This is a genomic window from Rhodanobacter sp. FW106-PBR-R2A-2-24, assembly GCF_058789615.1.
In genome coordinates, this window is record NZ_JBYTBV010000002.1 from 2,631,085 (window position 1) to 2,644,973 (window position 13,889).

A 13,889-nucleotide genomic window follows, 5' to 3' on the forward strand; every position below is an offset into this window, starting at 1 on the left:
CTTGGCGATGACCCTAACCGCACAGGGTGCCAGCTGGCGTGAACGACGTGCGTTCAGCCGGCCAGGCGCGCCTGCAGCAGGGCGGCGAGGCGGTCGAGGTCGACCGGCTTGGCGAGGTAGTCATCGGCGCCCATGGCCAGGCAGGCATCGCGGTCGGCCGGCATGGCGCGGGTGCTCAGCGCGATGATCGACAAGCCGGCGCCGCTGGCGTGGACACGCATGGCGTGCAGCGTCGCGGCGCCACCGCTGCCGGGCGCCAGCGGGTCGATCAGCAGCAACTCGGGCGCGGGTTCCTGCGTCAGCCGCTGCAGCGCCTTGGCACCGTTGGGCGCCATGCCGACGACGAGTCCCCATTCGCGCAGTACCCGCGACAGCGCAAACAGGTCGCGCATCTCTTCATCCACCAGCATCACGCGGTGCCCGGCGAGGCCGTCGGGGGCGCAGGCGAGGCGCTTGCCGGTGGCGGGCGGTGGCGCTGGCGGGAGCTGGTCGACATCGTCCGGCGGCGCGAGCGGCGCGGCCGGCAGCGCCGCCGGCAGCAGCAGGGTGAAGCGGCTGCCTTGCCCAACCACGCTGTGCAGGGTCAACTCGCCGCCCAACATGCGCGCCAGCTGGCGCGAGATCGCCAGGCCCAGCCCGGTGCCGCCGTACTTGCGGCTGGTGCCGGCATCGACCTGCTCGAAGGCGTTGAAGACGAGCTCGAACTTGTCGACGGGGATGCCGATGCCGGTGTCGCTGACGGTGAAGGCCAGCAGCGGCTGCTGGCGCAGGGCGGGCGGCGCGTCGAACGCGGCATCGGGCCGCGCGATGCGCAGCGCCACCGTGCCATGCTCGGTGAACTTGAACGCATTGCTGAGCAGGTTGTTGAGGATCTGCTCCAGCCGCACGCCATCGGTGTGCAGCACGGCGGGCAGGTCGGCGGCCAGCTCCAGCGTGAAGGCCAGTTGCCGTTCGGCGGCGACGCCGGCAAAGGTGCGGCGCAGGCGCTCGGCCAGCATGGTGGGGGCGACGTCGCCGGCGACCACCTGCAGCTTGCCGGCTTCGATCTTGGAGAGGTCGAGGATGTCGTTGATGAGCAGCAGCAGGCTGTTGCCGGCGTCGTGGATGATCTGCGCCGATTCGAGCTGCTCGGCGTCGAGCCGCCCGCTGCGATCCTCGGCCAGTTGCCGCGAGAGGATCAGCAGGCTGTTCAGCGGCGTGCGCAGCTCGTGCGACATGTTGGCGAGGAACCGCGATTTGTAGTGGCTGGCGCGGGCCAGCTCCGCGCTGGCCTTGCGTAGCTCGTCATTGGATGCCTGCAGCTCCAGCGCCTGCCGACGCATGGCCTCCTCGGAGGCGGTCAGGCGTTGCGACTGCTCTTCCAGTTCGCGCGTCTTGGCCAGCAGCGCCTCGTTGCGCTCGTGCAGGATCGCCTTCTGGTCGCGCATCGCCAGCTCGGAGGCGCGCAGCTCGTCCGCCTGCTGCTGGGTGCGGGCGAGGAGATCCTGGATGCTCAGCGTGCGGTTGAGGTTCTCCAGGCTGAGCGCCACGTTCGGCAGCAGTTCCTCCAGCAGCTGCCGCATCGGTGGGGTCAGTTTCGAGAAGCAGGCCAGCTCCAGCACGCCGATCAGCGTCTCGCGGTAGAGCACTGGCAGGATGGCGACATGCCGCGGTTGCGCCGCGCCGCTGCCCGAGTCGATGTCGAAATAGCCGGGCGGCACGGCGTCGACGAAGATGGCCTTGCGGTCGAGCACGCACTGGCCCACCAGGCCTTCGCCCGGCAGATAGTGCTCGGTGCTGCGATGGTTCAGGCGCAGGCCGTAGCTGCCGAGCAGGTCGAGCCGGCCATGCGCGTCGTCGTAGGCGTAGAACAGCGCCACGCCGGCCTGGCACAGCGGCGCCACGGCGTTGACCAGCCATTGCGCGAATTCGCGGTGGGTGGTGGCCTGCTGCACCAGGTGCGAGTAGTCCGAGACTTTTTCCTTGATCCAGCCTTGCCCTTGCGTGTCCAGCGACAGTTGCCGGAACACCGCCAAGGCTCGTGCGATGGCGCCGATCTCGTCGCGGCGCTCCTGGCCGGTGACCTCGAAATCATGCTCGCGGCGGGCAAGCCGGGTCATCTGGTCGGTGAGCTCGTGCAGCGGCCGCACGATCAGGCGGCCGGTCAGGCGAATGGTGGTGAGGCCGACCAGCAGCGCGAGCAGGGCAGCGGCGATGCTGATGTTGCGGATCAGTGCCAGGGTGTCGCCCAGTTGGCGATTGCGTGTCGCGAGGGTTTCGCGCTGGTCGCTGGCCGCTTCGTCCAGGAGGGCGGCCAGTGGCGCCGTGGCGTCGTCGTAGCGCTGCAGGCGGCTGCGTCCGGTCGGCTCGATGGGCGCGTCGAACGCGTGCCGTGCCTGCGCCGCCTGCGCATCGAGGCGGTCGATGCGGGAAAGTTGCAGTGGCTCGTTCGCCACCTGCTGGCGCAGTGCCTCCATCTGCGCCTGCCATTGCCCGTAGGCCGCGTCGAGTTCGCGGCATGGGGCCAGCCCGGCTGCCTGGCAGCGATGGGCGGCCAACTGGTTGCGCCAGGTCGCCAGCCGCACCTGGTCGATCTGCAGCAGCGTCTGGTAGCCATGCGTCGCCAGCTGGCGGTTGCGGGCCTGCTGCAGCGCCGCCGCGACGATGATGGCGCAGACCAGCACGAACAGACCGAGCCGGATGGCGATGTCGGCGAGGATCTTGCGTTGTATCGGTTGGTCGGCCAGTCGCGACCACAGGGCGTGGAGGATGCGCATGCCGCCATGATCGCAGCCTGCGCCAGGCGGCACCGTGAACGCCGGTTCAGCGCATCCAGCTCGGCGGCAGCAGCGAGCGGCGGCGGATCGCCACCACCAGCAGCCCGGCCGAGCACAGTGTGCACAGCGTGAGCGCCACCACCGAAGCCTCGGCACCGAACACGCCGCCCGAGAGCCAGTCCGGCCCGCTGCGGGTGGAAACCAGCCAGCCGTCGGCCTTCAGGCCCGAGACCGGGATGCCGTAGACCGTGCCCTGGCAGAAGTTCCAGGCCGCGTGCACGCCCATGCACAGCGGCAGCGAACGGGTGACGTGGTAGAGCAGGCCGAACAGCAGGCCGGCCTCGATGGCGATGGCCGATGAACTCCACAGCGAGGCACCGGGGTTGGAGCCATGCGCGAAACCGAAGAACAGCGCCGAGATCAGCAGCGCCGCCCAACTGCCCAGGCCTTCCTCCACGATGCGGAACAACGCGCCACGGAACAGCAGCTCCTCGCCGATGCCGGCGCCCAGGCCGACCATCAGCAGCGCGGGCAGCCAGTCGGCATGCGGGTTGAAACCGACGACGTGGTAGCTGCCGACAAGCCACAGGACGCCGACGACGATGCTGAACAATGCGGCGCCCGCGGCCAGGCCGCGCAGGCCGTCCGGCAGCAGCCTGCGCGGCGCGAGTTCGGTGAGCCGCCGCCGCTCGACCAGCTTGACCAGCACGAGATAGGCCGCCAGCTCCGGCAGCGAGCGGCCGAGGAACTCCGCCATGCCCTGTTGCAACGGTGGCGCGTTCCGGCCCCAGCCGATGGCATGCAGGCCCCATTCGGCGAGCTTCACGCTGGGGATGAACGCCGCAATGTAGATCAGCAGCCGCGCCAGCGGCGAATACACCAGCCAGCGTTGCCAGGTGGGCGCCGAGGCCGGGGTGGTGAAAGCGGGCTGCGAATCGTTGGCGAGCATGCGACCTCCGGAATGAGGTGCGCAGTTTCGCCACCGTCGTGTGTGCCGCCGCCTGCCATCGGTCATGGCAGGCCGAAGGTCATGCCTCCACGGCGACCGCATGCTCGCGCGTGGCGGCGAAGCGCACCGCCGGCGAACGCTCCTGCGCCAGCTGCAGGTTCACCCGCGAGGGCGCGAGGTAGACCAGCTCGCCGGCGGCGTCGATGGCGAGGTTCATCGCGTTCTTCTCGCGGAACTCCTCCAGCTTCTTCGCATCGTCGCAGTGCACCCAGCGCGCGGTGGCTACGGTCACCGGCTCGAAGATCGCGTCCACGCCGTATTCGTCCTTGAGCCGATAGGCCACCACGTCGAACTGCAGCACGCCCACCGCGCCGAGGATCAGGTCGTTGCTCATCAATGGGCGGAAGAACTGGGTGGCGCCTTCCTCGGAGAGCTGCGCCAGACCCTTCTGCAGCGCCTTCATCTTCAGCGGATCACGCAGGCGCGCGCGGCGGAACAGTTCGGGCGCGAAGTTCGGGATGCCGGTGAAGTGCAGCGCCTCGCCCTCGCTGAAGGTGTCGCCGATGGCGATGCTGCCGTGGTTGTGCAGGCCGATCACGTCGCCCGGATACGCGGTTTCCACGATCTCGCGGTCGCTGGCCATGAAGGTCAGCGCGTTGGCGATGCGCACTTCCTTGTTGGTGCGCGTTTGTATCATCTTCATGCCGGCCGAGTAGGTACCCGAGCACACGCGCATGAAGGCCACGCGGTCGCGGTGCGCCGGGTCCATGTTCGCCTGGATCTTGAACACGAAGCCGCTGAGCTTTTCTTCTTCCGGCTGCACTTCGCGCACGGTGGTGGCGCGGGGGCGCGGCGCGGGGGCGTGCTCGACGAAGAAATCCAGCAGCAGCTGCACGCCGAAGTTGTTCACCGCCGAGCCGAAGAACACCGGCGTCTGCCGGCCGGCCAGGTATTCGTCGAGGTCGAACGAGGGTGCGGCGCCCTGCACCAGTTCCAGTTCCTCGCGCAGCTCGCGCATCGCATCCATGCCGATCTTCTCGGCCAGGCCGGGCGCGTCCAGGCCCTTGAAGATGGTGGAGTCCTGCCGGGTGAAGTTCTTGCCCGGTTCGAACACGTGCACCTCGTCCAGCAGCAGGTGGTACACGCCCTTCAGGCGCTTGCCCATGCCGATCGGCCAGGTCAGCGGCGCGCAGGCGATGCCGAGCACGGACTCGACTTCATCGAGCAATTCGATTGGCGACTTGCCCTCGCGGTCGAGCTTGTTGATGAAGGTCATGATCGGCGTGTCGCGCAGCCGGCACACCTCCATCAGCTTGATCGTGCGCTCCTCCACGCCCTTGGCGCAGTCGATCACCATCAGCGCCGAGTCCACCGCGGTCAGCACGCGGTAAGTGTCCTCGGAAAAGTCCGCGTGACCCGGCGTGTCGAGCAGGTTGACGATCTTGCCCTCGTACGGGAACTGCATCACCGACGAGGTCACCGAGATGCCGCGCTCCTTCTCCAGCGCCATCCAGTCGGACGTGGCATGGCGCGCCGCCTTGCGGCCCTTCACCGAGCCGGCCATCTGGATCGCGCCGCCGAACAGCAGCAGCTTCTCGGTCAGCGTGGTCTTGCCCGCGTCAGGATGGCTGACGATGGCGAAGGTGCGGCGGCGGCGGGTTTCTTGGAGATGGGTGGGCATGGCGATGGGTCGGGCGAAAAGGCGAACCTGCTATTGTAGCGGCGCAATCCGTGCGCCATGCAGCTGGTGCCCCCGATGATTTCCCGTCCGCCTCGAACCCGCCCGGAGCCGGTGCCATGAACCTCGTTTGAGCAACAGCCGGTGGCAAGCGCCTGGGGCGCATTGCCGATCTGACTTTGACGAGGACAAATCATGGGTCGTTTGACAGGCAAGACCGCGCTGGTGACCGGCGCGGCGAGCGGTATCGGCGCGGCGATTGCCGCGGCCTTCGTGAACGAGGACGCCTTCGTCTACGTGACTGACGTGGCCGTCACGGCGGGCGAGGAGGTGGCGCGCCGGTTGGGCGCACGGGCGAGTTTCCTGCGGCTGGATGTCCGCGACGAAGCGGACTGGAAGCGCTGTGTGGATCGCGTGATGGAGGATTCCGGACGGCTGGACGTATTGGTCAACAACGCCGGCATCACCGGCTTCGAGGCCGGCGTGACGGCCCACGATCCGGAACACGCCAGCCTCGCCGACTGGCGACGCGTGCACGAAACGAATCTGGATGGTGTCTTTCTCGGCTGCCGCGAGGCGATACGCGCCATGCGAGTCACCGGCGCAGGCTCGATCATCAACATTTCATCGCGCTCCGGCGTGGTCGGCATCCCGGTGGCCGCCGCTTACGCATCGAGCAAGGCGGCGGTGCGCAATCACACCAAGAGCGTTGCGCTGTATTGCGCGGAGCAGGGGCTGTGTGTGCGCTGCAATGCCATCCATCCGGCCGCGGTGCTCACGCCGATGTGGGAACCGATGCTGGGTAGCGGTGAAGCACGCGAGGCGAACATGGCGGCCTTTGTCCGCGATACGCCGCTGCGGCGCTTCGGCCGACCGGAGGAAGTGGCCGCCGTCGCCGTCCTGCTCGCCTCGGACGAAGCGGCCTACATGACGGGCAGCGAGCTCCATATCGACGGCGGCATCCTCGCCGGCTCGGCTGCCATTTCGAAGAGCGGGATATAGCCGCAGCCCCGAGACAGGAAACCCGGGCAGCGGCCCGGGTTTCCTGTGGTGGCAAGCGTGGGCGTGCGCCGTGCCCTGCCTCGTCCATCGCATCCATCGCCGGTGTCCAAACGCCAGTTCCGCCGCCACTTCCGAAACGTGCGGCCGCTGGTTGAGGCCGGGTGTGTGTCGGGTGGCTAGCGACGCGGAGCGGGCATGGTCGTCATTCGAGGCTTCTCCTTGGACGCTACGTGACTTGGCGCCCGTGGGACGAGCGTGCGGGTTGGCGTTGGTCACCCGTGCCTGGTGCCGGCCCGGGCGAACCGCGAGCCGGCACCTTTCCGTCACAGCTTGTACGTGGCGCCGAACATCACCGTGCGGCCCCAGGTGTCGTAGTACTGCGGCATGATCAACGGCTCGCCGTCGGCCAGGCCGGAGACCTGCACCTTCGCGTCGGGCGAGTTGGTGAGGTTGCTGACCTGGAACAGCAGGGTCACGCCCTTCCATGAACCCGCATCAAAGGCATAGCTCAACTGCAGATCGGTCTGCTTGTTGGGGATGATCTTGGTGTAGGCGATCTGGTTGAAATTCGGCAGGATCTCGCCGGTGAACGAGGAGCGGTAGCGCTCGGTGATGCGTGCCGACCAGCCGTACTTTTCGTAGAACAGCGTGAGGTTGGCCACCTTGCGCGACAGACCGGGCAGGGTGGTCGGCGGGTCACCGGCGCCACCGGGGATGGCACCGATGACCTTCTGCGGCATGGTGCTGTTGGTCAGCGAGAAGTTGGCCTGCGCGCCGAAGCCGTCCAGTGCCGGCATCAGCAGTCCGCCTTCCAGCGTGCTGGACAACTCCAGTCCCTGCATCTTGCCGCCGCTGCCATTCATCGGCGTGGTGTAGGAGCCGATGTTGCTGGTGGGCGTCAGCGTGGGGTCGTTGTTGATGTAGCCCGTGAAGTCGTGGTTCAACTCGGTCTGCGTGTAGACGTAGTTGAGCACGTTCTTGTTGAACACGGCCGCCGCGAAGTAGCTGGATTTGCCGAAGTAGAACTCGTAGGACAGGTCGGTGCCCACGGCCACGTAGGGCTTGAGTTTCGGATTGCCGCCGGTGCCCGACCACAGCACCTGACCGGTGGCCGGGCCCTGGGTAATCTTGGACACGTAGGCGGAGCTGGACACCTTCTCGTCATCGATGCGTCCGCGCGCCAGCGTCTTGGCGAAGCCGAAGCGGATGTCCTGGCGGTCGGTGAGGTGGAACACCAGGTTCAGGCTGGGCAGCCAGTCGGTGTAGCTGGTGCCGCCGTTGAGCGTGCCGGTGGCGTTGCCGTTGTTGTCGGTCTGCAGCGCCCGCGAGCTCTGGTTGGTGTGCACCACCTGCACGCCGACGTTGCCGGTCACCGGCACGTTGCCGAGGCTGGTGTCGAGGTTGAACTTCAGGTAGCCGACCGGCACGCGCTCGGTGATCGAGTAGTTGCGGCTCCAGTCGTTGGCACCGTTTTCCTCGGTGAGGTAGAACTGGTTTTGCAGTGCGCCCGCCACGTCGTAATACAGGATGTCCGGAATGCCGCCGTAGCCCAGTCGCGTGGGCCGGCCCATGAAGCCGGTGATCGGCACGAAGAAGTTCGGGTCATACGGCGGGGTCGAGGTGCTGGAGGAGCCGTTGCCGTTCAACCAGGCGTAGAACACATCGGCGGTCTTGCGCTTGACGCGTTCGGAGTAGTTCGCGCCCAGCACGAAGTCGCTGAAGATCCAGCCCAGAGGGTGGCTGACTTCGAAGCGCGCCGCGTGGATGGTGTCGGTCTGTGCGTCGAACTCCTGGCGGCCGTTGCGGCCGTAGCCACCCGGATCGGTGAAGCCGACCGTGTTCGGGTCGGCGAGGTTCACGCTGGGCGAGAGGTTCGGGTAGTCGAAGCCGGTGGGCGTGTTGAAGTTGACCGAAGCCGTGGTGCCCGGGGGCAGGCCCATGTAGAGCTGGATGTCGCGCAGCTTCGTCCTGGCGCTGGAGTAGGACAGGTCGGTGGTGGCGGTCCAGCCGTTGTCGAAGAAGAACTGGGTGTTCCAGCCGGTCGAGAACAGCTTGTCGCGCTCGCGGTTGTATTTGTTCTGCAGGATCGGCTTGATCCCGCTGATCGTGCCCGAGGTGACGATGGGATAGGGCTGCGCGGGGGTGATGCCCACGTTGCTGAACGCCACGTTGTCCCACGGGTTGTTCGACCACTGCACGTCGTTGGTGTACTTCTTGTTGTCGAACGTGGAGTAGTACATGTCCAGCGTGGAGTGGGTGTGCTCGTCGGGCGCCCACTCCAGCACCGCCATCAGGCCGTTGCGCTTCTGCAACTGCGACTGCGCGTCCAGCTCCATGCCCTGCTGGTTGACCACGTTGTCGGGCAGGCCCGGCGTGAGTGGCGCACCCCAGTTCTGGTTCATGCCGATGGGGCCGTTGTCCGCGTTCCACCACCAGTAGTTGTACTGCTTGTCCTGGATCGGCGAGTCGAGCTGGGCGAAGCCCACCGCGAGGCCCAGGGTGTGGTCGAGAAACTGGTCGACGTAGGAGATGCTGGCGCGGTGGCCCAGCGTGCCCACGTCGGCGCCGGGGTTGAGATCGCCGTTGGTGGTGTATTCGCCGCGCAGGTTGGCGGTGACCACCCGGCCGGGTTGATCCAGCGGCCTGATCGTGTGCAGGTCCATCGTGCCCGACAGGCCCTGGCCGACCAGGGTGGCATCGGGGGTCTTGTAGACGACGGCGCCGCTGATCAGCTCGGAGGGGTATTGGTCGAAGTCCACGCCGCGGTTCTCACCCACCGTGGCCTGCTCGCGGCCATTCAGCAGGGTGCCCGAGAAATCAGGCGAGAAACCGCGAATCGAGATCATGTTGGCGCGGCCGTCCTGGCGCTGGGTGGCGAGGCCGGGCAGGCGCGACAGGCTTTCGGCGATGCTGGCGTCGGGCAGCTTGCCGATGTCCTCGGCCGAGATCGCCTCGACGATGTCGTTGGCGTCGCGCTTGACCTTGATCGAGTTTTCGATGCTGCCGGCGATGCCGGTGACGATCACGGCGTCGAGGTTGCTGGCGCGATCCTCGGTGGCGCGCGGCTTCTTGTTGTCCTTGGTGGCGGCCTGGCTGCCCGTGGCGGCCGCGGGCTTGGTCGGCGTGGCGGTCTGGCTGGGCGGGGCGGTTTCCTGCGCGAGGGCGGTGCCGCCCAGCGTGAGGCCGCACAGCGCGGTCGCGCAGGCGCTGGCCAACAGGCGGCGATGCAGGGATGCCGGCCGCAACGCCGGCGACCGCGATTCAAGACGACTGGTCATGGATTACCTTCCTGATGAGGGCGCCGCCCCTCGGCGCCGGGTGGTGCACCGATTCTGCGTCGATGCGCCCGCGCATGCTACTGCGCCGGCGCGGCGATGGCGTACTTGCCAAAGGTCACGCGGCGGGCGTCAGGCGGCCTTGAAGGTCACCACCAGCACGTCGCGGTGGGACGGCAGCGCACCGTCGCGGGCGATCACCGGGGTGACGCCGTGGTACACCCGATGGTCGTCCACCAGGGCCGCGTCGAAGGGCTGGGCGAGGGTGAAGTTGCCCAGCTCGCGATGGTCGTCAGCATGGATGCTGGTGGTGCCGCGCTCGATGTTGGCGCGCTCGATCATCAGCACCAGCACGTAATCCACGCCGTCGCGGTGCATGCCTTCGGGCGTGGGTTCGCCGGCGGCGTCCATGCGCGCCTCGATGCGGAACTGGTGCACTTCCACGCGCCATCGCGCCACGTCGGGGCGCAAGGCGCCGAAGCCGTCGCGGCAGAAGGCGAGGATGCGTTGCAGGCTCACGCTGTCGGCGATGGCCGGCTCCAGCGGCTCGAACCAGCGTTCGATGCCACCCTGCAGGTGGTTGTAGGTGGTGCTCTGGTAGTGCGGCTGGTGCGCTTCGCGCCGGATCGCGCCGCCGGCGTCGATGGCGAACACCGCGTGGCGGCGGCGGCGCTGGCGGCCGCGCGCGGCGAGGTAGTCGTCGTTGCCCAGGCGGTTCCAGCTCGCCGCGAAAGCCGGCCAGTCGGCGAGCGTGGCGGCATCGAGCAGGCTGTGCATGGCCGTGGCGGGGACGAAGGCGAAGCCGTCGCGGTGCAGGGCGTCGCGCCAGTCGGGGAGGGCATTCATGCCGATACGCTAGCAGCACGCGCATGAAGCAGCGCTGGCTTGCCGGCGGCGCGGATCAGCGCGCGGCTTCCGGGAAGGCGCGTTGCAGCCACGGTGGCACCGGGATGCCCTTGTCGCGCAGGAAACCCGGGTTGAACAGCTTTGCCTGGTAGCGCGTGCCGGCGTCGGCCAGCACGGTGACGATGGTGTGGCCGGGGCCGAGCGCGCGGGCGAGGCGGATCGCGCCGGCGAGGTTCACGCCACTGGAGCCGCCCACGCACCAGCCTTCCTCGGCCAGCAGGCGGTGCAGCAGCGGCACGGATTCCTCGTCGGGTATCGTCCAGGCCAGGTCGATCGGCGCACCGTCGAAGTTGGCGGTGATGCGGCTGGAGCCGATGCCTTCGCTGATCGAATTGCCGCTGGCTGCCAGCTCGCCGGTGTTGACGAAGTTGGCCAGCGCGGAGCCGGCGGGGTCGGCCAGCGCGATGCGCACGGCGGGGTTCTTCGCCTTCAGCGCACGCCCCACGCCGGCCAGCGTGCCGCCGGTGCCGGCGGCGCAGACGAAGCCGTCCACGCGGCCTTGCGTGTCGTCCCAGATCTCCACGCCGGTGGTGGCCGCGTGCCAGTCGCGGTTGGCGGTGTTGTCGAACTGGTTGGCGAACCACGCGCTGCCGGCGCGCGCGGCGCTCAGCGCTTCGGCATGGCGGCGTGCATGGTGCGCGTAGTGGTTGGGATCCTTGTACGGCACGGCGGGCACCAGGTGCACCTCGGCGCCGGCCATGCGCAGCGCGGCGATCTTCTCCGCGCTCTGCGTCTCGGGCATGAAGATCACCGTGCGGTAGCCGCGGCTGGCACCGACCAGGGCGAGACCGATGCCGGTGTTGCCCGCGGTGCCTTCCACGATGGTGCCGCCGGGGGTGAGTTCGCCGCGTTGCTCCGCGTCGAGGATCAGGCCGAGCGCGGTGCGGTCCTTGATCGACCCGCCCGGATTGAGCAGCTCCGCCTTGGCCAGCACCTCGCAGCCGGTGAGTTCGCTGGCGTGGCGCAGGCGAACCAGCGGGGTGTGGCCCACGCTGGCGGAAAGGTCGGCTTGGATGCTCATGGATCTACCACTCAACGTGCGAATGAATGCGGACGACTGTTGGTAGGAGCGTACTCTGTCCACAAGGGACTTCACTTCGGTCGTACGCGATGAGGCTTTTGGCGAAAGGCGGTCATCGCGCACGGGACAGCGCTCCTGCAGGGGCATTCACGCCGCCGTCGCCGGCAGCAGGCGCAGGTAGGGCTTCAGGGTTTTCCAGCCGCCGGGATACCGCTGCCTGGCGTCGGCGTCGGAGACGGAGGGCGCGATGATGACGTCATCGCCGGCCTTCCAGTCCACCGGCGTGGCGAGCTGCTTGCCGTCGGTGAGCTGCAGCGAGTCGAGGATGCGCAGCACCTCGTCGATGTTGCGCCCGGCGCTGGCCGGGTAGGTGAGCACGGTGCGCACCTTCTTCTGCGGGTCGATGAAGAAGACCGAGCGCACGGTGGCGGTGGAATCGGCCTTGGGGTGGATCATGCCGTACAAGCCGGCCACCTTGCGCTCCGGGTCGGCCAGCAGCGGATAGTTCAACGCGGTGCCGCCCACGTCCTTGATGTCGGCCGCCCAGCCGTGGTGGTCGGCCACCGCATCCACCGACAGGCCGATGATCTTGGTGTGGCGTGCATCGAACTCGCCCTTGCGGCGGGCAAACGCGCCCAGCTCGGTGGTGCACACCGGGGTGAAATCCTTGGGGTGCGAGAAGAACACCAGCCAGCTGTCGCCGGCGTAGCCGTAGAGGCTGGTTGGGCCGCTGGTGGAATCGGCGGTGAAATCGGGGGCGGTGTCGCCCAGTTGCAGGCTCATGTGCGGTCTCCGTGGTGTCGAGTGCGGGTCACGCTGCGCCGGGCGGCGGTGCGGCGCAAATGGTCATGACGAATATGCATATGCAAGCCGCCGCGCGGCGAGGCTGCGGCGCGCCGGGCGTGCGCAGGCGCGTGCAAAGGCCCGGCCTGGCGTGCTCCGGCAGGCTTCGCGGCGTTGCCGCACTTGGTCGATGGCGTCCTTCGTCGTCATGTGCGAACGGCCGGCTAGACGTTTAGACGTCTATTGACAGATGGTTGGGCGGACGGCAAGATGCCAGCCACTCATCGAGACCGGCGGAGGGACAGGCCCTTTGAAGCCGGGGCAACCTGCGGAAGGTTCCGCAACGGTGCCAACTCCTGCGGTGGCGCGAAGGCGCCTGCCGGCAGATGGGAAACTCGCGCCAGGCGGCCACGCCGCGGCGTCGGGTTCCCGTCCGGCATCCGCAGGCGATGCCGAACGGAGAGGCCCGTGAACCATTCCACCGAATCCAGCGTTACCTGTGCCGCGGCCACGCCGCGTGGCGTCGAGGCGGTCGGTCTGCCGGCACGGGCGCGCGCCGGCCTGGCCGTGCAGCGCAGCTCGCGCCGGCTGGCGCTCTCGCCCCGCTATGGCCAGGGGCGCGTCGAGATCGACGTGCGCTACCTGTGGAGCGGCGCGCCGGATGCGCCCACCGTGATCGTGCAGGGCGGCATCTCCGCCGACCGCGACGTCACCACGTCCGACGCGTCGGCGCCGGGCTGGTGGCAGGCGCTGGTGGCCGAGGGCGCGGCGGTCGACCTGGCGCGCTGCCGCGTGCTGGCCATCGACTGGATCACCGCCGATGAGCTGGGCGCGCCCGCCGTTTCCAGCGCCGATCAGGCCGCTGCGCTGGCGGCCTTGCTGGACGCACTGGGCATCCATCGGGCCCATGCTTTCGTGGGCTCATCCTACGGCGCGATGGTGGCGCTGGCCTTTGCCGCGCGGCATCCGCAGCGGGCCGAGCGGCTGGTGCTGCTGGCCGGTGCGCATCGCGCGCATCCGCTCGCCACCGCGCAGCGCAGCGTGCAGCGCGGCATCGTGCGGCTGGGCCAGCAAAGCGGCCAGCTGGACGAGGCGCTGGCGCTGGCACGCCAGCTCGCCATGACCACCTACCGCGGCAGCGCCGAGTTCGGCCGCCGCTTCGCCGGCGAGCCGGCATGGCGCGACGGACGCTTCCACTTTCCGGTGGAGGACTATCTCGAACACCAGGGCCGCCGCTTCGTCGAGCGTTTCGATGCCGAACGCTACCTCGCGCTGTCCGAGTCCATCGACCTGCACGACGTGGCGCCCGAGGACGTGGGCCTGCCCGCCACGCTCATCGGTTTTCCTTCCGATCGACTGGTGCCGTTGGCCGACCTGTGCGAACTGCAGCGCCGCCTGCGCGGCCCGGCCACGCTGGAAGTGGTGGAGTCGCCCTATGGCCATGACGCTTTCCTGAAAGAACCCGAGCAACTCGCGCCGCTGCTGCGCGCCGCGCTCGTGTAAGGGCGCCCGACGCACT

The 13,889-nt window shown here is 68.4% G+C and carries 9 protein-coding genes and 1 riboswitch; of the genes, 2 read left to right on the plus strand and 7 right to left on the minus strand.

Translation table 11 applies throughout. From position 1 onward, the window contains the following. Positions 1-53: 53 nt before the first annotated feature. The 3 genes from AC3WQA_RS13110 to AC3WQA_RS13120 form a co-directional block, all read right to left on the minus strand. Entirely contained in the window at positions 54-2,756 is a 2,703-nt protein-coding gene (locus tag AC3WQA_RS13110; protein WP_492675486.1) for a hybrid sensor histidine kinase/response regulator, read from the minus strand. Between the two features lie 46 nt (positions 2,757-2,802). Further along, positions 2,803-3,705 carry a CPBP family intramembrane glutamic endopeptidase gene (locus AC3WQA_RS13115; protein WP_492675487.1) on the minus strand — a complete coding sequence of 301 codons (903 nt, stop codon included), beginning with the start codon at positions 3,703-3,705 and terminating at the stop codon, positions 2,803-2,805. Between the two features lie 79 nt (positions 3,706-3,784). Beyond that, positions 3,785-5,386: a peptide chain release factor 3 gene (locus tag AC3WQA_RS13120; protein ID WP_492675488.1), complete on the minus strand. Its 1,602-nt coding sequence runs from the start codon at positions 5,384-5,386 to the stop codon at positions 3,785-3,787. Between the two features lie 192 nt (positions 5,387-5,578). Between AC3WQA_RS13120 and AC3WQA_RS13125 the strand changes: the two genes are divergently transcribed. Beyond that, positions 5,579-6,385 carry a glucose 1-dehydrogenase gene (locus AC3WQA_RS13125; RefSeq protein WP_492675489.1) on the plus strand — a complete coding sequence of 269 codons (807 nt, stop codon included), beginning with the start codon at positions 5,579-5,581 and terminating at the stop codon, positions 6,383-6,385. 323 nt (positions 6,386-6,708) lie between these two features. Here the strand turns inward: AC3WQA_RS13125 and AC3WQA_RS13130 are convergent, their stop codons facing one another. The 4 genes from AC3WQA_RS13130 to AC3WQA_RS13145 form a co-directional block, all read right to left on the minus strand. Then, positions 6,709-9,663, minus strand: coding sequence for a TonB-dependent receptor (locus AC3WQA_RS13130; protein WP_492675490.1), 2,955 nt, complete (start codon positions 9,661-9,663; stop codon positions 6,709-6,711). A gap of 129 nt (positions 9,664-9,792) precedes the next feature. Further along, positions 9,793-10,506 carry a 2OG-Fe dioxygenase family protein gene (locus AC3WQA_RS13135; RefSeq protein ID WP_492675491.1) on the minus strand — a complete coding sequence of 238 codons (714 nt, stop codon included), beginning with the start codon at positions 10,504-10,506 and terminating at the stop codon, positions 9,793-9,795. A gap of 55 nt (positions 10,507-10,561) precedes the next feature. Then, positions 10,562-11,587: a cysteine synthase A gene (locus AC3WQA_RS13140; RefSeq protein WP_492675492.1), complete on the minus strand. Its 1,026-nt coding sequence runs from the start codon at positions 11,585-11,587 to the stop codon at positions 10,562-10,564. 147 nt (positions 11,588-11,734) lie between these two features. Beyond that, on the minus strand, positions 11,735-12,370 hold the full coding sequence (locus AC3WQA_RS13145) for a peroxiredoxin (RefSeq protein ID WP_492675493.1): 636 nt from the start codon (positions 12,368-12,370) through the stop codon (positions 11,735-11,737). A 278-nt stretch (positions 12,371-12,648) separates the two neighbouring features. Beyond that, positions 12,649-12,763: riboswitch (SAM riboswitch) on the plus strand. A 144-nt stretch (positions 12,764-12,907) separates the two neighbouring features. On the opposite strand from AC3WQA_RS13145, the gene metX reads away from it, so the two are divergent. Continuing rightward, entirely contained in the window at positions 12,908-13,873 is a 966-nt protein-coding gene (gene metX / locus AC3WQA_RS13150; RefSeq protein WP_492676362.1) for a homoserine O-succinyltransferase MetX, read from the plus strand. Positions 13,874-13,889: the final 16 nt, after the last annotated feature.